General features: G+C 62.1%; 20 protein-coding genes. 15 read left to right on the top strand and 5 right to left on the bottom strand.

The window, feature by feature from the left end:
- Positions 1–15: 15 nt before the first annotated feature.
- Positions 16–2,241, bottom strand: a complete 2,226-nt coding sequence (locus ACR52_RS20065) for a DNA internalization-related competence protein ComEC/Rec2 (RefSeq protein ID WP_236692168.1) — start codon at positions 2,239–2,241, stop codon at positions 16–18.
- Positions 2,242–2,376: 135 nt separating this feature from the next.
- On the opposite strand from ACR52_RS20065, the gene ACR52_RS20070 reads away from it, so the two are divergent.
- The 5 genes from ACR52_RS20070 to ACR52_RS20090 all read left to right on the top strand — a co-directional run bounded on the left by ACR52_RS20070 (position 2,377) and on the right by ACR52_RS20090 (position 7,827).
- Positions 2,377–2,892, top strand: coding sequence for a DUF2062 domain-containing protein (locus ACR52_RS20070; RefSeq protein ID WP_048728456.1), 516 nt, complete (start codon positions 2,377–2,379; stop codon positions 2,890–2,892).
- Positions 2,893–3,151: 259 nt separating this feature from the next.
- Entirely contained in the window at positions 3,152–5,905 is a 2,754-nt protein-coding gene (locus tag ACR52_RS20075; protein ID WP_048728459.1) for a response regulator, read from the top strand.
- A 19-nt stretch (positions 5,906–5,924) separates the two neighbouring features.
- Positions 5,925–6,914, top strand: coding sequence for a 2-hydroxyacid dehydrogenase (locus ACR52_RS20080; RefSeq protein ID WP_048728463.1), 990 nt, complete (start codon positions 5,925–5,927; stop codon positions 6,912–6,914).
- Positions 6,915–6,985: 71 nt separating this feature from the next.
- Positions 6,986–7,426: a hypothetical protein gene (locus tag ACR52_RS20085; protein WP_048728467.1), complete on the top strand. Its 441-nt coding sequence runs from the start codon at positions 6,986–6,988 to the stop codon at positions 7,424–7,426.
- Complete coding sequence (locus tag ACR52_RS20090) at positions 7,423–7,827, top strand: META domain-containing protein (protein WP_048728470.1); 405 nt, start codon at positions 7,423–7,425, stop codon at positions 7,825–7,827. Before ACR52_RS20085 ends, ACR52_RS20090 begins: the two co-directional genes overlap by 4 nt.
- A gap of 116 nt (positions 7,828–7,943) precedes the next feature.
- Here ACR52_RS20090 and ACR52_RS20095 read toward each other — a convergent pair whose 3' ends face one another.
- Positions 7,944–8,405, bottom strand: coding sequence for a TlpA disulfide reductase family protein (locus tag ACR52_RS20095; RefSeq protein ID WP_048728473.1), 462 nt, complete (start codon positions 8,403–8,405; stop codon positions 7,944–7,946).
- 115 nt (positions 8,406–8,520) lie between these two features.
- Between ACR52_RS20095 and arsC the strand changes: the two genes are divergently transcribed.
- Genes arsC through ACR52_RS20110 form a run of 3 tightly spaced genes read left to right on the top strand, consistent with a single transcriptional unit; the run spans position 8,521 to position 9,888 of the window.
- Positions 8,521–8,874 (top strand): arsenate reductase (glutaredoxin), encoded by a 354-nt coding sequence (gene arsC, locus ACR52_RS20100; RefSeq protein WP_048728477.1) that lies wholly within the window; start codon positions 8,521–8,523, stop codon positions 8,872–8,874.
- Positions 8,871–9,485, top strand: a complete 615-nt coding sequence (gene wrbA / locus ACR52_RS20105; protein WP_048728480.1) for an NAD(P)H:quinone oxidoreductase — start codon at positions 8,871–8,873, stop codon at positions 9,483–9,485. Before arsC ends, wrbA begins: the two co-directional genes overlap by 4 nt.
- On the top strand, positions 9,469–9,888 hold the full coding sequence (locus ACR52_RS20110) for a DUF2069 domain-containing protein (protein ID WP_048728482.1): 420 nt from the start codon (positions 9,469–9,471) through the stop codon (positions 9,886–9,888). The genes wrbA and ACR52_RS20110 overlap by 17 nt, the downstream gene beginning before the upstream one ends.
- 171 nt (positions 9,889–10,059) lie before the next feature.
- On the opposite strand, the gene ACR52_RS20115 is transcribed toward ACR52_RS20110, so the two are convergent.
- Complete coding sequence (locus ACR52_RS20115) at positions 10,060–10,731, bottom strand: DNA-3-methyladenine glycosylase I (protein WP_010209632.1); 672 nt, start codon at positions 10,729–10,731, stop codon at positions 10,060–10,062.
- Between the two features lie 67 nt (positions 10,732–10,798).
- Positions 10,799–11,623, bottom strand: coding sequence for a tRNA 2-thiocytidine(32) synthetase TtcA (gene ttcA, locus ACR52_RS20120; protein ID WP_048728487.1), 825 nt, complete (start codon positions 11,621–11,623; stop codon positions 10,799–10,801).
- A 362-nt stretch (positions 11,624–11,985) separates the two neighbouring features.
- On the opposite strand from ttcA, the gene ACR52_RS20125 reads away from it, so the two are divergent.
- Positions 11,986–12,588: a Yip1 family protein gene (locus ACR52_RS20125; RefSeq protein WP_048728490.1), complete on the top strand. Its 603-nt coding sequence runs from the start codon at positions 11,986–11,988 to the stop codon at positions 12,586–12,588.
- A 129-nt stretch (positions 12,589–12,717) separates the two neighbouring features.
- A complete protein-coding gene (locus tag ACR52_RS20130; protein ID WP_048728492.1) occupies positions 12,718–13,212 on the top strand; it encodes a SprT family zinc-dependent metalloprotease in 495 nt (164 codons plus the stop codon).
- 37 nt (positions 13,213–13,249) lie between these two features.
- Here ACR52_RS20130 and ACR52_RS20135 read toward each other — a convergent pair whose 3' ends face one another.
- Entirely contained in the window at positions 13,250–14,431 is a 1,182-nt protein-coding gene (locus tag ACR52_RS20135) for a CaiB/BaiF CoA transferase family protein (protein ID WP_048728494.1), read from the bottom strand.
- Positions 14,432–14,589: 158 nt separating this feature from the next.
- On the opposite strand from ACR52_RS20135, the gene tusD reads away from it, so the two are divergent.
- Genes tusD through ACR52_RS20160 form a run of 5 tightly spaced genes read left to right on the top strand, consistent with a single transcriptional unit; the run spans position 14,590 to position 16,942 of the window.
- The gene (gene tusD, locus ACR52_RS20140; protein WP_048728496.1) at positions 14,590–14,982 is read left to right on the top strand and encodes a sulfurtransferase complex subunit TusD; all 393 of its coding nucleotides are present in this window, start codon (positions 14,590–14,592) and stop codon (positions 14,980–14,982) included.
- 1 nt (position 14,983) lies between these two features.
- Positions 14,984–15,334: a sulfurtransferase complex subunit TusC gene (gene tusC / locus ACR52_RS20145; protein ID WP_048728498.1), complete on the top strand. Its 351-nt coding sequence runs from the start codon at positions 14,984–14,986 to the stop codon at positions 15,332–15,334.
- A complete protein-coding gene (gene tusB, locus ACR52_RS20150) occupies positions 15,334–15,612 on the top strand; it encodes a sulfurtransferase complex subunit TusB (RefSeq protein ID WP_048728500.1) in 279 nt (92 codons plus the stop codon). Before tusC ends, tusB begins: the two co-directional genes overlap by 1 nt.
- Positions 15,609–15,944, top strand: coding sequence for a TusE/DsrC/DsvC family sulfur relay protein (locus ACR52_RS20155; RefSeq protein WP_048728503.1), 336 nt, complete (start codon positions 15,609–15,611; stop codon positions 15,942–15,944). The genes tusB and ACR52_RS20155 overlap by 4 nt, the downstream gene beginning before the upstream one ends.
- A 14-nt stretch (positions 15,945–15,958) precedes the next feature.
- Positions 15,959–16,942 carry a glycosyl transferase family protein gene (locus ACR52_RS20160; protein ID WP_173439308.1) on the top strand — a complete coding sequence of 328 codons (984 nt, stop codon included), beginning with the start codon at positions 15,959–15,961 and terminating at the stop codon, positions 16,940–16,942.
- The last annotated feature ends 47 nt before the right edge of the window (positions 16,943–16,989 follow it).

Below are 16,989 nucleotides of genomic sequence, written 5' to 3' on the forward strand. Positions count from 1 at the left end.
TTTGGAATCGAAGGATCAGGGTAACGGTTCGCGCCAGAAACGGCGTTGACTACGAGCAACAACCGGTGGCAGGAAAGCCCCTAATTGCAGACGTACTGCACCTTGCTCGGCACTGTCATACACCTGGCTACCGAGCGCCCGATAGCGCTCCACCACCTGCGGGTGAGGATGGCCGAACGCATTGCCGCGCCCCCGGGAGATCAGCACCGACTGCGGCGCCAGTCGCTGTAGAAAAGGCCTGGACGAAGAACTGCGACTGCCGTGATGGGGGGCTTGCAGCCAATCGGTCGTTACCGCCAATGACGAGCTTAGGAGCGCCTGTTCCGCGGCGCGATCGATATCGCCGGTGAGCAACAGACGCTCGCCATTGGCCTGGACCTGCAATACACAGGATTTCGGGTTACCGCTAATGGCTTCAGGCCATTGCCATAGCTCGAATGACACGCCGTCCCACTCCCACCGCTCACCGCTGATACACGCCTGAGTGTCGAGAAACGCTGGCAACCCGCGGGTTTCGCCGCCCACTACACGCTTGATCGGCAGCCCGCGGGCGACAGCGGCCGCACCGCCGGCATGATCGGCATCGGCGTGGCTGAGCAACATCATGTCCAGAGACCCTACGCCGAGCTTCTTCAATGACGGCAAGACCACGCGCGCGCCGAGGTCAGTCTCTCCCGAGCGCGGGCCTGCATCGTAGAGCAAGGTGTGATGGCGGGTGCGCAGGATTAACGCCTGCCCCTGGCCGACATCCAGTTGTACCACCTCCACTCGCCCATAAGGCACCGGCTCGCGCGGTGGAAACACCGCCAACAACAGCATCGGCCATCCCAGCAAGCGAAACGGCACACCCTTGGGCAACAGCAATAACACCGCGCCGGCCAGGCTCACCAGCCAGTAACCCAGAGGCACCTCAGCCGGTATCCACGCGGGCAGTTGGCCTGCCAGCAGCGCCAAGCCACTGAACAACCCATCCAGCGCGCCACCTGCCAACCACAACACACCCTCCCCCACAAACGGCACCGCCAGCAGCGCCGTCCCCAGCAGCGCCAGGGGTAATACCACCAGGCTGATCCACGGCACGGCAAACAGGTTGGCCACCGGCGCACTGAGGCTGATGGGCAGACCGAGCACCAGCAATACCGGGAACAGACCTATGGCAATCAACCACTGGGGACGGGTCCAGGCCTGCCACACACTCCACGGCCCCAAGCGCCCACCGAACGACAGGACCAGCACCGCAACGGCCGCAAACGACAACCAGAATCCCGGCTGCAGACTGGCCAATGGTTCAAGAACCAGCACCCCATTCATGGCCAACAGCAACGGCCACCAGATCCCAAGATGACGGAAGCGCAACCGCCACAGCAGCACCAGCCCCACCATGACGCAAGCCCGCTGCACCGGCACGCCGAATCCTGCCAACAAGCCGTATCCCAGGGCGGCAGCAAATGCCAGGCCACACGCCCAAGGCAACCACGGCCAGGTTCGGGGCCAGCAGCCGTAGCGGGCCAGCCCCGCGATCAATGCGTAGATCAAGCCCGCCAGCAAGCCGATGTGCTGGCCGGAAATCACCAGCAAATGCACCGTGCCCGTGTCCTGCAACACTCGCCAATCCTCGGCTGCCAGCCCGGAACCATCGCCCAGCACCAACGCCGCCAGGCCAGCCTCTCGGCCTCGCGCATCCACGGCCAGCAGCCGTTGGCGGACCGTATCGCGCCAGGCATTGCGGGCCGGTGTCAGGCGGTCACCGTCTTTCACCGACCCAGTGGCGCCGATACGCTGGGCGAGCAGCCAGGCTTCATGGTCAAAACCGTGGAAGTTGAGCAGGCCGGACGGTCGTTTGAACGTCACGGCCAGGCGCCAGCGCTCACCACTGCGCACCGGCGGCCCTCCATGCCAGGACAGCCGAATGCGCTTGGGCAGCCGAGCGTTACGCGACCGGCTGTCGGCCAGTTCGAAACGCACACCCGTCGCCGTCTGTTGCGGCAACCCGACCACACGGCCCTCCACCCAACGCGTCTGGCCGTCGAGTGCCGGCCGCAGCCGATCATCCAATGCCCACTGCGCGCTGATACATGCCCAACTCAGGCCCAGCAGGAAGAACGCCAGTGGGGACGTGCGAAACGGCAACAGCATCAACGCCAGCAGCAACATGGCCAACAGCCACCCGAAAGACGGCAACGCAGGTAGAAAACGCAGGGCAAGCAGCCCCAGTGCCAACGCAAACATCCCTGTCTTCATGAATCATCCCTTGCAAATGATTCACTCAGTTTTAGCCGGACAGACAGCGTCGCCTATGATGTTTTGTCACAAAGTCTGAATTTTCTGTTTATAGAATGCGGGCATACTTGCCCCTCGAACTGACCTGGAACCCTTATGCCCCGGCGCTTTTTCAAACGGTACATGCCTGACCCCACCAGTATCAGGGAACACAAGTCATTACAGTTTCTTGGCACTTTGCTGCATGACCCGAACCTCTGGCACCTGAATCGGCACTCGGTGGCACGTGCCATGGCGGTGGGTTTGTTCGCGGCGTTTATCCCGATTCCCTTGCAGATGTTATTGGCCGCGGTGCTGGCGATTGCGGTGCGCGGCAATATGCCCATCGCCGTCAGCCTGGTATGGCTGACCAACCCGATTACCATGCCGGTGGTGTTCCTGTGCACGTACATGACCGGCGCGTGGCTGATGAATGTGCCGCCCCGCAGCCTGCCCGATGACCTGACCTGGGAATGGATCAGCGGCCAGCTGAGCACGCTGTGGCAGCCGTTCCTGCTCGGTTCGGTGGTGTTGGGGTTGGTGTTGGGCGCACTGGCCTATTGCCTGACCATGGGTTACTGGCGCTGGTGGGTGGCGCACCAGTGGAAGAAGCGCAAACAGCGGCGCGGTTGATACTTGGCGAGCCCACAACCGCAGATACACCCGCCCCGATCCTCCGGCCAAAAGTGCAAGCACTCGCCATCACGGCGCCCCTCCAACGTTGAATGTCGTTTCCCCCTAAGCAGGCTATTTTCCAGGGCCTGAGCCCGCAGATAGCCATCTATGACTAATTTGCGAGATTCCAGGCGACGCAAATGGCTACACTGCGCACTTGGTGTGGGCCGGATGCCTGCGCGGACGATTGATATCAGTGTGAAAGCAGGAGAGTGGCGTGCTTAGAAGAATGGGGATAAAAGGCCGCGTACTGTTGCTGACCTTATTACCGACCAGCCTGATGGCCTTGTTGTTGGGGGGTTATTTCACCTGGATGCAGCTCTCGGAGTTACAAACCCAATTGCTGCAACGCGGCGAAATGATCGCCGAGCAGCTGGCGCCACTGGTGGCCCCGGCCCTGAGCAGCAACAACACCGGCCTGCTGGAACGCATCGCCACCCAATCACTGGAACAGACCGACGTGCGCACCGTGTCGTTCCTCGCGCCAGACCGCTCATCCCTGGCGCACGCCGGCCCGTCCATGCTCAATCAGCCACCGACCGGCAACAGCTCCCACCTGCTGCAACGCACCGGCAACGACGCCACCCGCTATTTGATGCCGGTATTTGGCCATCATCGCAACTTGGCGGGCGACCTGATCCCCGATGAATCCGACCGCCTGCTGGGCTGGGTCGAGGTAGAACTGTCCCACAATGTCATGTTGCTGCGCGGTTATCGCAGCCTGTTTGCCAGCCTGCTGCTGATCGCCATCGGCCTGATCTGCACCGCCGCGCTGGCCCTGCGCATCAGCCGCACGATCAACTCGCCGATTGGCCAGATCAAACAGGCTGTCGCCCAGCTCAAGGACGGCAACCTGCAAACCCGCCTGCCACCGCTGGGCAGCCAGGAACTGGACCAGCTCGCGTCGGGCATCAACCGCATGGCCGAGACCCTGCAAAACGCCCAGGAAGAACTGCAACACAGCATCGACCAGGCCACCGAAGACGTGCGCCAGAACCTGGAAACCATCGAGATCCAGAACATCGAGCTGGACCTCGCGCGCAAGGAGGCCCTGGAGGCCAGCCGGATCAAGTCGGAGTTCCTGGCCAACATGAGCCATGAAATCCGCACGCCGCTCAACGGCATTCTCGGTTTTACCCACCTGCTGCAAAAAAGCGAACTGACGCCCCGCCAACTCGACTACCTGGGCACCATCGAAAAGTCAGCCGACAACCTGCTGGGCATCATCAACGAAATCCTTGATTTCTCGAAGATCGAAGCCGGCAAGCTGGTCCTCGACAGCGTGCCCTTCAACCTGCGGGACCTGCTGCAAGACACCCTGACCATCCTCGCCCCCGCCGCCCATGCCAAGCAGTTGGAACTGGTCAGCCTGGTGTACCGCGACACCCCGCTGGCGCTGGTCGGCGACCCGCTGCGCCTGAAGCAGATCCTCACCAACCTGATCAGCAACGCGATCAAGTTCACCCGCGAAGGCACCATCGTTGCCCGTGCGATGATCGAGGACGAACAGGAAGACAGCGTGCAACTGCGCATCAGCGTGCAGGACACCGGCATCGGCCTGTCCAACCAGGATGTGCGCGCGCTGTTCCAGGCGTTCAGCCAGGCCGACAACTCGCTGTCACGCCAGCCCGGTGGCACGGGCCTGGGCCTGGTGATTTCCAAGCGCCTGATCGAGCAGATGGGCGGCGAAATCGGCGTCGACAGCACGCCGGGCGAAGGCTCGGAATTCTGGATCAGCCTGAACCTGCCCAAGACCCGCGACGACGTCGAAGACCTGCCCTGCGCGCCGCTGCTCGGCCGCCGCGTGGCCGTCCTGGAAAACCACGAACTGGCGCGCCAGGCCCTGCAACATCAGTTGGAAGACTGCGGCCTGGAAGTCACGCCGTTCAACACCCTGGAAAGCCTGACCAACGGCATCACCAGCGCCCATCAGACCGAGCAGGCGATTGACCTGGCAGTGCTCGGTGTCACCGCCAATGACATTCCGCCCGAGCGCCTCAACCAGCACCTTTGGGACCTCGAACACCTGGGCTGCAAGGTGCTGGTGCTGTGCCCGACCACCGAGCAGATGCTGTTCAACCAGTCGGTGCCCAACCCCAACAGCCAATTGCAGGCCAAGCCGGCGTGTACGCGCAAGCTGCGCCGTGCACTGTCCGACCTGATCAGCCCGCGTCCCTCCCGCAGCGAGCCGGGCGAGCCGTTGTCCAGCCGCGCACCCCGCGTGCTCTGTGTGGATGACAACCCGGCGAACCTGTTGCTGGTGCAGACCCTGCTGGAAGACATGGGCGCCAAGGTCCAGGCAGTGGAAAGCGGTTACTCGGCCATCGACGCCGTCAAGCAGGAAACCTTCGACCTGGTGTTGATGGATGTGCAGATGCCCGGCATGGACGGGCGCCAAAGCACCGAGGCCATTCGCCAGTGGGAAAGCGAGCGCCACGGCACGCCACTGCCGATAGTCGCCCTCACCGCCCACGCCATGGCCAACGAAAAACGCGCCCTGCTGCAAAGCGGCATGGACGACTACCTGACCAAACCCATCAGCGAGCGGCAACTGGCCCAAGTGGTGCTGAAGTGGACCGGCCTGGCCCTGCGCAACCAGGTGCCCGAGCGCTCGACAGACAACCTTGCCCCGCGCGTGCAATTGCTGGTACTGGACCACGAGGAAGGCCTGCGCCTGGCCGCCAACAAGTCCGACCTGGCGGCGGATATGCTCGCCATGTTGCTGGCCTCTCTGGAAGCCGACCGCCTGGCCATCACCGTTGCCCGCGAAGCCAATGACAACCACGCGTTGATCGAACGCGTCCACCGCCTGCACGGCGCCACCCGTTACTGTGGCGTGCCACAATTGCGCGCCGCCTGCCAGCGTGCTGAAACCTTGCTCAAGCAGGACGATGCCAAAGCCATGGCCGCGCTGGACGAGTTGGATATGGCGATTGCCCGGTTGGCCAGTGAGGCGCGAGTCAGCGTTTGAATCAAAAAGGACCCCTTTGATGCGCGTCATTCTTTTCAGCAGCCAGACCTACGACCGCGACAGCTTTCTCGGCGAGCCGCTTGCGCAGGGCATGGAACTGCAATTCCAGCCCGCACGCCTCAACCTCGACACGGTGGCCCTGGCCGAACACCACGAGGTGGTCTGCGCCTTTATCAACGATGACCTCAGCGCCGCGGTGCTGGAACACTTGGCCAGCGGCGGGACGCGCCTGATTGCGTTGCGCTCGGCCGGTTATAACCATGTCGACCTGTCCGCCGCCAAACGCCTTGGCCTGACCATCGTACGTGTACCGGCTTACTCGCCCCACGCCGTGGCCGAACATGCCGTGGCGCTGATCCTCGCGCTCAACCGCCACCTGCACCGCGCCTACAACCGCACACGCGACGGCGATTTCAGCCTGCACGGGCTGACCGGCTTCGACTTGGTGGGCAAGACAGTGGGCGTGGTTGGCACCGGGCAGATCGGCGCAACCTTCGCCAAAATCATGGCAGGCTTCGGTTGCACATTATTGGCCTATGACCCCTTCCCCAACCCGCAGGTACAGGCCCTCGGCGCGCATTACGTGAGCCTGCCCGACCTGCTGGCGCAAGCGCAGATCATCAGCCTGCACTGCCCATTGACTGCCGACAGCAAGCACCTGATCAACGCGCGCTCCCTGGCACAGATGCAGCCCGGCGCGATGCTGATCAACACCGGGCGCGGTGGCCTGGTGGACACCCCGGCGCTGATCGAAGCCCTCAAGGACGGCCAGCTTGGCTACCTGGGGCTGGATGTGTACGAGGAAGAAGCCCAGCTGTTTTTCGAGGACCGCTCGGACCTGCCCCTGCAGGACGACGTACTCGCCCGCCTGCTGACCTTCCCCAACGTGATCATCACCGCACACCAGGCCTTCCTCACCCGTGAGGCCCTGGCGGCGATCGCCAGCACCACCTTGGCCAACATTGTGGCGTGGGCGGATGGCAACGCGCAAAACCTCGTCGAAGGATGATCAGCGGTCACATACCGCGCTCATGATAGGCCGGCACCCGTGATAGGATGCCGCGCCTATTTGGAGGATCCATGGCCGAACACGATTTCCGCTTCAGCTTGCTGAGCCCGCAACACACCCTGATCGAATGCCGCGCCCTGGTGCCGGGCCGTTACCAGGTCACTGGCAACGGTGGCTCGATCAAAAATGGCGACGTACTGGTCGTCACCTTGCGCGGCAGTAAAACCCTGTCGATGCGCCTCACCGTAGAAGGTGACGCACGCTACTCCATCCGCCCGGCGGGCCAGTGGGTCGCCATGGCCCAGGGGCCAAAGTTCGGCGAGCTGGAAATTCACACCTGGAAGGTCAACTGCGACAGCTGCGACGCCGTGCTTGAGTTTGAGTTCGCGGTGGAAACCAAGCTGACCAAAGAGCCACTACCGCCGGCCGCCAACGCGCGCATCAAAGAATTGGGCTGGGCCAGCGAAGGCGACAAACACCGCTGCCCGAAATGCCAGAAGGCCGCGCAATGAAGGGCCTGCTTCTGCTCGCCGCCATCGGGGCGGCCCTGACGGGCTGCGCCGGTGATGCGGTCAAGCTCAAGCAGGATCACAGCTACGTGGTGGAATGGATTGGTGAGCGGCCGCTGATGGATTACGCGCACCTGACCGTCACCCTCGGCGCCGATGGCCGCGCCTATGGCAATGGCGGCTGCAACCACTGGTTTGCGCCGTACACGCTTGAGGGCAACAAACTCAGCTTCGGCAAGGTTGGCAGTACCCGCAAACTCTGCGCCGAAGCCTTGATGGAGCAGGAGCACCGCTTCTTCCAGGCCCTGCAGGACGTGCAGCGCTGGGACATCTCGCCGATCGAGCAGACCCGTTTCTGGCCGATGGAGGGCAAGCCCATTCGCTTGTGGCTTGAAGAGGGCTAACCCGCCTCTGCGTCGACCTTTATTTTCTGTAGGCGCTGGCTTGCCGGCGATCGCATCACCTCGGCGCCACAGATACACCGAGTCGCCTGCACGCCGGCAAGCCAGCGCCTACAGAATCAACCGCGCAAGGCCTTGAGCTTGGCCAACACCCCTTCCGCTGTCTGCTCGCCCATCAACTGTTCGCGCACCTTGCCCTTGTCATCGATGATGTAGGTCACCGGCAATGCTTCACTGCGCGGAATATCGAAGATCACGTCCGGGTTCTGCGCCAGCACCGTGAACTTGATGCCCAGCTTGTCGCTGGCGTCCTTCAGCTCCACACCTTGCACATTGTCGAAGTTGACCCCGAACACGCCCACATTCTGTGCTTTCAACTGTTGCGCCAAAGCGTTGAGTTCCGGAATTTCCGTGCGGCACGGGCCACACCATTCCGCCCAGTAATTAACCACCAGCCACTGCTTGTCCAGGCGTTCGGCCGCCACTTTCTGGCCGTTCTGGTCAACGCCGTAGTCATTGCCGCAGCCGCTGAGCAGCAGGGTTGTGATGATCGCCAATGCACCGATCAGTCGCCTTGTCATGGGGTAATCCTTCGCAAAAATGAACGTTGGCTGCGACCTATCGCCTCTTACGGTTTAAGGACCGGGCGCAGCGCGAGTAGAATACCCGCCACCTTACGCAAGATGCGACCCGCACATGACCGATCTGACGCTTTATCACAACCCGCGCTGCTCGAAATCCCGCGGTGCGCTCGAACTGCTGGAAGCACGCGACCTCGCCCCCACAGTGGTTCGCTACCTGGAAACCCCGCTGAACGCCTCGCAATTAAAGGCCCTGCTCGGCAAACTCGGAATCAGCGCGCGCCAACTGCTGCGCACCGGCGAAGACGAATACAAAACCCTCAACCTCGCCGATGCCAGCCTGAGCGAAGCGCAACTGATCACTGCCATCGCCACGCACCCGAAGTTGATGGAACGCCCGATCCTGGAAACGGCTGAAAAAGCCATCATTGGCCGCCCGCCAGAAAAAGTGCTGGAGATTCTGCCGTGACTGCACCCTATGTGCTGGTGTTGTATTACAGCCGCAACGGCTCGGTCAGCGAAATGGCCCGGCAAATTGCCCGGGGCATCGAGCAGGGCGGCCTGGAAGCGCGGTTGCGCACCGTGCCGGCGATCTCCACCGAGTGTGAAGCTGTAGCGCCAAGCATTCCAGACGAAGGCGCGCTGTACGCAAGCCTTGATGACTTGAAAAACTGCTCGGCCCTGGCCCTGGGCAGCCCGACCCGCTTCGGCAACATGGCCGCGCCGTTGAAATACTTTATCGACGGCACCAGCAACCTGTGGCTCACCGGCGCGCTCGTCGGCAAGCCGGCCGGCGTGTTCACCTCCACCGCCAGCCTGCACGGCGGCCAGGAAACAACGCTGATGTCGATGCTGCTGCCATTGCTGCACCACGGCATGCTGATCACCGGCCTGCCCTACAGCGAGCAGGCACTGCTCGACACCCAGGGCGGCGGCACGCCCTACGGCGCCAGTCACCACGCAGGGCCTGACGGCAAGCGCATGCTCGATCAACATGAGATCACCCTGTGCCGGGCCCTCGGCCTGCGCCTGGCGAAAACCGCCACGCTGCTGGAGAACGGCCGTGGCCAGGAAGCCTAAGGTACTGCCGCCCCAGGCATGGCTGGAACCGCGGGTAAAAGTCGCACGGGCATTGAGCCTGCTGGCGTTTTTCAGTTTGGTGGGACTGTTGTGCGTGTACTACCTGTTCATCGCTGATCTGCACGGTGCGCGCCCGTGGGTGATCCTGCTAATCGAACTGGTGCCACTGCTGTTGTTGGCGCCGGGGATGATCATCGGCAGCGCGCGCGGGCATTCGTGGATGTGTTTTGTGGTGAACCTGTACTTCATCAAGGGCGCACTGGCGGCGTACGACCCGAACCGGCAGTGGTTCGGGGTGCTCGAGATGCTCGCGAGTCTGGCGGTGTTTTGCACGGCGTTGCTGTATGTGCGTTGGCGGCATCAGTTGAATCGGCGGTTGGCCGCAGATCCCCTGCCAGCCTAATCACCCAAGGATTCTCGTACTTATTGTGGCGAGCGGGCTTGCCCCGCGTTGGACTGCGAAGCGGCCCCCAAGACAGGCCCCCAGTTCATCCAGTCGGAATTCGGTCGCCAGGTTTTGGGGCCGCTTCGCAGCCCAACGCGGGGCAAGCCCGCTCGCCACAGAAAGAGTCCGTCAGTGGTTAACGGTGTACGCCAACATCATCGACAACTGACACATCGGCCGCCCACTCTCGGCGTGCCACTGGTTGAACGCGCCCTGCACCGTCGCCAGGTCGCGCAGGCTGGTCGGTGCCTTGTCGACGATCTTCTGCGCATTCAACGCCGCGACCACGTCATAACTCGGCACAAACGTATCCTTGCCGACCATCCGCAAAAAGCGTGGCGCCGACAGCCCGCCCAACTGATGGCCGTGCTTGCTCAGGTACTTCCACAACCCGACGATATCGGTCACCGGCCAATCGGCGACAAATGCACCGAAACTGCCCTTCTCCTGCTCAATGTCCAGAATCATCTGCGCATTGCGCGGCACGCTCTTGAGCTTGCCCAGATGGCGGATGATGCGCGTGTCCTGCATCAGGCGCTCCAGATGCTCGGCGCCCATCAGCACAACCTTTTCCGGGTCAAAGCCGAAAAACACCTGCTCGAACGCCGGCCACTTGGCGTCGACCACACTGTGCTTGAGCCCTGCGCGGAAGACGCGCAGCGCCAATGTCGACAGGTAACGGTCATCGCTGATCTTGCGTAATTGCGCCGGCGTCTTGGGGACTGGCAGATGGGCTTCCAGCTCGGCCGCTGAACCGAAGCGGTTCAGGCAATATTCGTGCAGCCACTTGTAATCGCGCATGCCCTCTCCTGGGGATTGAAATGACAACGGCGCCCGTGAGCGCCGTCTTTCAGAGCGTTGAACAGCGTTAGAGGTTCACTACGCTGACGAAGCGCGAAGCCGCCGCTTCGTCGATACGCAGGCTAGTGAAGTCAAACAGGCTTCGGTCAGCCAACTGCGACGGCATCACGTTCTGCAGGCTGCGGAAGATGCTTTCGGTGCGCCCTGGGGTCTTGCGCTCCCAATCCAGCAGCATCTCCTTGACCACCTGGCGCTGCAGGTTTTCCTGGGAACCGCAGAGGTTGCACGGGATGATCGGGAATTGCTTGAAGTCGGAATAGGCCTGGATGTCTTTCTCGTTGCAATACGCCAGCGGGCGAATCACCACGTTGCGCCCGTCATCGGCACGAAGCTTGGGCGGCATGGCCTTGAGGGCACCGTTGAAGAACATATTGAGGAAAAAGGTCTCGACGATGTCATCCCGGTGGTGACCCAGGGCCATCTTGGTCGCACCGATCTCATCGGCAAAGGTGTAGAGCGTGCCACGGCGCAGGCGCGAACACAGCGAGCAGGTGGTCTTGCCCTCCGGGATCAGCTCCTTGACCACCGAGTAAGTGTCTTTCTCGACAATGTGGTACTCGACGCCCAACGCTTTCAAGTAGGCCGGCAGCACGCCTTCGGGAAAGCCTGGCTGTTTCTGGTCCATGTTGACGGCAACGATCTCGAACTTGATCGGCGCGACCTTTTGCAGGTGCAGCAGCACATCGAGCATCGTATAGCTGTCTTTGCCGCCTGAGAGGCAGACCATGACCCTGTCGCCGTCTTCGATCATGTTGAAATCAGCGACCGCTTCACCGGCCAGGCGACGCAGGCGTTTTTGCAGTTTGTTCTGGTTGACCGTAAGAGTGCCCATGGCGCTTGGATCCGCTAGAGGTGTGTGACGAAAAGCGCGGTATTTTACGCAAAAATACGGCAATGGGCGACGGCGATCCAATGCAGGAGCCAGCCTGCTGGCGATGCAGGCGACTCGGCTCATCAGGTACACCGAGGTGATGCCCTCGCCGGCAACCCGGCTTCTACAAGGGATGTGACAGACCTGCGCGCGATTAGGGCCCATGTTTACAGCGCAATTTGCTCTAAGGCCCTACAGTTTTTCCGGTCATCACTTCCTATACTGCGACATGAGGTCGCACATATCTATCCAGACCTTTCAGGCCATTTGGCCCGTGGGCGCTCCGATGGGGGGCGATGGTAATAACGACAGGAGTGACTGGCATGATCCATCACGTCGTGGGGCTTTTTACCCATCCCGACCAGGAATGGCGGGAAATTCGTGGCGATAAAGAAGAAAGCATCGGCCACATGTACCTCACTCACACGCTGATTCTCGCGGCGATCCCCGCCGTATCAGCCTTTATCGGTACCACCCAGGTCGGCTGGGTCATCGGCAACCGCTCCCCGGTCATGCTGACGCAGGAAAGCGCGCTGTGGATGACGCTCATGTCATACGCAGCCATGCTCGGCGGCGTAGCGGTGATGGGCGCGTTCATTCACTGGATGGCCCGAACCTACGACGCCTGCCCCAGCATGGCGCGGTGCGTGGCCTTTGCCACCTACACCGCGACACCGCTGTTTATCGGCGGACTGGCGGCGCTCTACCCGCATATGTGGCTGGGAATGGTCGTCGGTACGGCGGCCATTTGTTACACGGTGTACCTGCTTTATGTGGGTTTGCCGACCTTCATGAGCATCGACCCGGACGAAGGCTTCCTGTTTTCCAGCTCGGTGCTGGCCGTGGGCCTGGTGGTACTGGTGGCTATCATGGCGTTTACCGTGATCGTCTGGGGCCTGGGCGTAGGCCCGATCTACACCAGCTAAGCCGTTTCCACCCTGAGGCAAGGCCACCGCAAGGTGGCTTTGTGCGTGATGCATGACCATTCGGCGCCTGACAGATTCGGAAACACCCGGCTTTGCGGCATACTGGGCACCTCTGGAGATTTGTACAGCATGCCCGAGCAACTCAATACCCGCGTCGAAGAGTGTTTCCTACAAGCAGAATCCTTTTTCAAACGAAGCTTCAAACGCCCCCAGGTCAGCCTCAAGCTACGGGGCCAGAAGGCCGGTGTCGCGCATTTGCACGAGAACCTGCTGCGCTTCAACCCACAGTTGTACCGTGAAAACAGCCAACACTTCCTGAAACAGACCGTGGCCCATGAAGTGGCGCACCTGATTGCCCATCAATTGTTTGGCGAACGTATCCAGCCCCATGGCGAGGAGTGGCAACTGATCATGCGCGGGGTTTATGAATTACCGCCGGACCGATGCCATACCTATGAAATCAAACGCCGTCAGGTGACCCGCTACATCTACCGCTGCCCGTGCGCCGACAGCGACTTCCCGTTTTCGTCACAGCGCCATGGGATGGTGAGCCAGGGGCGGCGGTATTTATGCAGGCGTTGTCGGCAAACCTTGGTGTTCAGCGGCGAAACCCGCGTCGAGTGAAATTTTCGGTGCCTGTTAGGGCCTCATCGGGAGCAAGTCACCCGACAACCTTGATCTGCCGCAAATCCGCTATCCGCTGAACACTAAACCCCAGCTCACCCAGCACTTCATCACTGTGCGCGCCCACGGCAACGCCAATATGCCGGGGCTTTGGCAGGCCCTCCGAGAATTTAAGCGGGCAGGCGATCTGCGCCTGGGTCGAGCCATCACCCCGGGGCACCTGGCTGACCAATTCCCGCGCTTTCAACTGCGGATGCTCCACGGCTTCGCTCAGGCGCAAGACCGGCTCGACGCACGCATCCACCCCGGCAAACAATGCGCACAACTCCTCGAAGCTACGTTTCTCAAATTCGACCTGCAGCGCCTGCTTGAGGGCTTTTTGCTGCTCAGGCTTTTGCGACAAGCCCTGCGCCGCCAACTCCGGCCGCCCCAGCGCCGCGCACAGCTGCTGCATAAACGCAGGCTCCAGGCTGCCGACCGACATCCAGCGCCCATCGCGGGAACGGTAGTAATCGTAGAAGCTGCCACCGTTGAGCACATGGGTTTCCCAACCCGGCTCCACCCCACAGGCCAGGTAACCTGCGCCGGCCATCGCGTTCAGGCTGAATGAACAATCGGTCATGCTCACATCCAGGTATTGGCCGACGCCGGTCTGCTGTCGAGCGATGACCGCCGCGAGCAGGCCCACCACCGCGTGCAGCGAACCCCCTGCAACATCTGCCAACTGCACGCCCAGCGGCAATGGCCCGCTGCCCTGACGGCCGGTGTGACTGGCAACGCCAGCGAGCGCCAGGTAGTTGATATCGTGCCCGGCACGGTCCTTATAGGGACCAGTCTGGCCGTAGCCGGTGATTGATACATAAATCAGCTTGGGGTTGATCGCCTTCAACGCCTCATACCCCAGGCCCAGGCGTTCCATCACGCCGGGTCGAAACTGCTCCAGGACGATGTCGTAGTCCTTGACCAACGTCCGCACAATTTCCAGCGCTTGGGCCTGCTTCAAATCGAGGGCCAGGCTGCGCTTGTTGCGATTGAGGTAAGCGTGGCTGGCCGAAGTGCCCTGGTCATGGGGCGGCAGTACGCGCAGCAGGTCCATGCGCGTGGGCGATTCGATGCGCAACACCTCGGCGCCCATGTCCGCCAGCATCAGCGAGGCAAACGGGCCGGGCAGCAAGGTGGAAAAATCCAACACTTTGAGGGACGCCAAGGGACCTGACATGGAGACTCCATTTCCGATTCGAATACCCACAGCGTAGACAGCGTTGGCCTTGATCGGCAATCGTCAGAACGATCACCGGCAGTGACCGTTTTGATCACGGCGGGCTTTTTCGCGGCGGCGGCTTTATCATTGGCCCACGTTTGCTTGCCGAGTGTTCCATGAAGTTCGCGATTGCCCTGTTTTCCGCCGCCCACGCGCCCTCCTCGCGCCGCGCCCTGCTGTTCGCCCAGGCGGCGCTGGCGGGCGGGCATGAGATTGTGCGGCTGTTTTTTTATCAGGACGGCGTGTACAGCGCCGCCAACAACATCGTCACCCCCCAGGATGAGCAAGACATCGCTCGCCAATGGCGTGAGTTTGTCAGCACGCACCAGCTTGACGGCGTGGTGTGCATCGCCGCCGCCCTGCGCCGTGGCGTGCTCAACAGCGAAGAAGCCACCCGCTACCAACGCAGCGCGGTCAACCTGGATGCACCGTGGGCGCTGTCGGGCCTGGGGCAATTGCATGACGCTACCCAGACCGCCGACCGCCTGATTTGTTTTGGAGGGCCATGACATGTCCAAATCCTTGCTGGTGATCAGCCGCCAGGCCCCGTGGTCCGGGCCGAGCGCGCGCGAAGCGCTGGATATCGTGCTGGCGGGCGGCGCGTTCGATCTGCCGATCGGCCTGCTGTTCATGGATGACGGCGTGTTCCAGTTGGCGCCGCACCAGGACGCCAAGGCCGTGCAGCAAAAAGACCTGGGTGCCAACCTGCAGGCGCTGGGGCTGTTCGGCATCGACGACGTGTTTGCCTGCCACCATAGCCTGACCGCCCGCGGGCTGACGCACCCCGTCAATGCACAGCCGCTGAGCAGTGAAGATATCTCCAAGCTGATTGACCGTTACGACCAGGTGATAACCCTCTGATGTCGACTTTACATGTGGTGTCCCACTCCCCGTTTACTGATAGCCGCCTCGACAGCTGCCTGCGTATCTGCGGCAGCGAGGATGCAATCCTGCTCTGCGGCGACGGCGCCTATGGGCTGCGCCACCCGGCTCTGCAACTCAAGGGCGTGAAGGTCTTTGTGCTGGCCGAAGACAGCCAGGCGCGTAATTTACCGCTGCCCGACTGGGCCGACAGCGTGGATTACCCGGGCTTTGTGCAACTGTCGCTCGACCACGACAAGGTCAACACCTGGCTATGAACACCCTGACCGTAGGCGCGCGCACCTTCGAACTGGACAAGGACGGCTACCTCGTCGACCTGAATGACTGGTCCGTCGACGTGGCCAACGCCCTGGCCGCCGCCGAATCCCTGGCGTTGACCCCGTCCCACTGGGAAATCCTCGAACTGCTGCGCGGGTTCTACGCCGAATTCCAGCTGTCCCCCGCCACGCGCCCGCTGATCAAGTACACCGCCTTGAAGCTGGGCCCGGAAAAGGGCAACAGCCTGCACCTTAACCAACTGTTCAAGGGCACTCCCGCCAAACTCGCCGCCAAGTTGGCGGGCCTGCCCAGGCCGACGAATTGCTTATGACCGACTTTGCCCCGCTGACCCTCGAAACCCCCGCCGAGCATCCGTTTGCGCAGTTCGTGCGCATCCTCGGTAAAGGCAAGCGCGGCGCGCGCAACCTGACCCGCGAAGAAGCCCGCGAAGCCATGGGCATGCTGCTCGACGAAAAAGTCGAAGACACCCAACTCGGTGCCTTCCTGATGCTGCTGCGTCACAAGGAAGAAAGCCCGGAAGAACTCGCCGGCTTCACCGAAGCGGTGCGCGAGCGCCTGCATGCGCCATCGCTGAACGTCGATGTCGATTGGCCGACTTACGCCGGCAAGAAGCGTCATCTGCCGTGGTTCCTGCTGGCGGCCAAGTGCCTGGCGCAAAATGGTGTGCGCATCCTCATGCACGGCGGCGGCGCCCACACGGCCGGACGGTTGTACACCGAGCAATTGCTGGAGGGTTTGCAGATCCCGCTGTGCCGTAACTGGCAGCAGGTCGAGACGGCGTTAGAACACGGCAACCTGGCGTTTATTCCGCTGGGTGACTGGGCGCCGCAACTGCAGCGCATGATTGACCTGCGCAACACCCTGGGCCTGCGCTCGCCGATCCACTCCCTGGCGCGTCTGCTCAACCCGCTGAATGCCCGTTGCGGCCTGCAAAGCATCTTCCATCCCGGCTACCAGGGCGTGCATCGCGATGCCAGCGGCCTGCTCGGCGACAACGTCATTGTGGTCAAAGGTGACGGCGGCGAAATCGAGATCAATCCCGACACCCTCAGCCACCTCTACGGCACCACCGGCGGCGAAAGCTGGGACGAAGAATGGCCCGCCCTGTCCGCCCAGCGCCACGTCAAACCGGCGAGCCTGGAGCCCGAGCATTTGAAGGCGTTGTGGCGCGGCGACGTGGAGGACAGCTACCCGCAACTGGCCCTGATCGCCACCATGGCGTTGGCGTTGCGCGGCCTCGGCCATTCCCGGGAACAGGCCTTCGCATTGGCCCAGCAGTACTGGGATGCGCGGGACAAATCGATTTAATCGATCATTCACCCGCAGTCTTTGCGCTTTTAGTTCGAACTCATCCC

Origin of the sequence: Pseudomonas fildesensis, assembly GCF_001050345.1 — a bacterium.
In the GTDB taxonomy this organism is placed as follows: domain Bacteria; phylum Pseudomonadota; class Gammaproteobacteria; order Pseudomonadales; family Pseudomonadaceae; genus Aquipseudomonas; species Aquipseudomonas fildesensis.

Coding starts and splice junctions, on each gene's coding strand:
- ACR52_RS20065 (WP_236692168.1), bottom strand. CDS start 2,241: ATGAAGACAGGGATGTTTGCGTTGGCACTGGGGCTGCTTGCCCTGCGT.
- ACR52_RS20070 (WP_048728456.1), top strand. CDS start 2,377: ATGCCCCGGCGCTTTTTCAAACGGTACATGCCTGACCCCACCAGTATC.
- ACR52_RS20080 (WP_048728463.1), top strand. CDS start 5,925: ATGCGCGTCATTCTTTTCAGCAGCCAGACCTACGACCGCGACAGCTTT.
- ACR52_RS20085 (WP_048728467.1), top strand. CDS start 6,986: ATGGCCGAACACGATTTCCGCTTCAGCTTGCTGAGCCCGCAACACACC.
- ACR52_RS20090 (WP_048728470.1), top strand. CDS start 7,423: ATGAAGGGCCTGCTTCTGCTCGCCGCCATCGGGGCGGCCCTGACGGGC.
- ACR52_RS20095 (WP_048728473.1), bottom strand. CDS start 8,405: ATGACAAGGCGACTGATCGGTGCATTGGCGATCATCACAACCCTGCTG.
- arsC (WP_048728477.1), top strand. CDS start 8,521: ATGACCGATCTGACGCTTTATCACAACCCGCGCTGCTCGAAATCCCGC.
- ACR52_RS20115 (WP_010209632.1), bottom strand. CDS start 10,731: ATGCGCGATTACAAGTGGCTGCACGAATATTGCCTGAACCGCTTCGGT.
- ttcA (WP_048728487.1), bottom strand. CDS start 11,623: ATGGGCACTCTTACGGTCAACCAGAACAAACTGCAAAAACGCCTGCGT.
- ACR52_RS20125 (WP_048728490.1), top strand. CDS start 11,986: ATGATCCATCACGTCGTGGGGCTTTTTACCCATCCCGACCAGGAATGG.
- ACR52_RS20130 (WP_048728492.1), top strand. CDS start 12,718: ATGCCCGAGCAACTCAATACCCGCGTCGAAGAGTGTTTCCTACAAGCA.
- ACR52_RS20135 (WP_048728494.1), bottom strand. CDS start 14,431: ATGTCAGGTCCCTTGGCGTCCCTCAAAGTGTTGGATTTTTCCACCTTG.
- tusD (WP_048728496.1), top strand. CDS start 14,590: ATGAAGTTCGCGATTGCCCTGTTTTCCGCCGCCCACGCGCCCTCCTCG.
- tusC (WP_048728498.1), top strand. CDS start 14,984: ATGTCCAAATCCTTGCTGGTGATCAGCCGCCAGGCCCCGTGGTCCGGG.
- tusB (WP_048728500.1), top strand. CDS start 15,334: ATGTCGACTTTACATGTGGTGTCCCACTCCCCGTTTACTGATAGCCGC.
- ACR52_RS20155 (WP_048728503.1), top strand. CDS start 15,609: ATGAACACCCTGACCGTAGGCGCGCGCACCTTCGAACTGGACAAGGAC.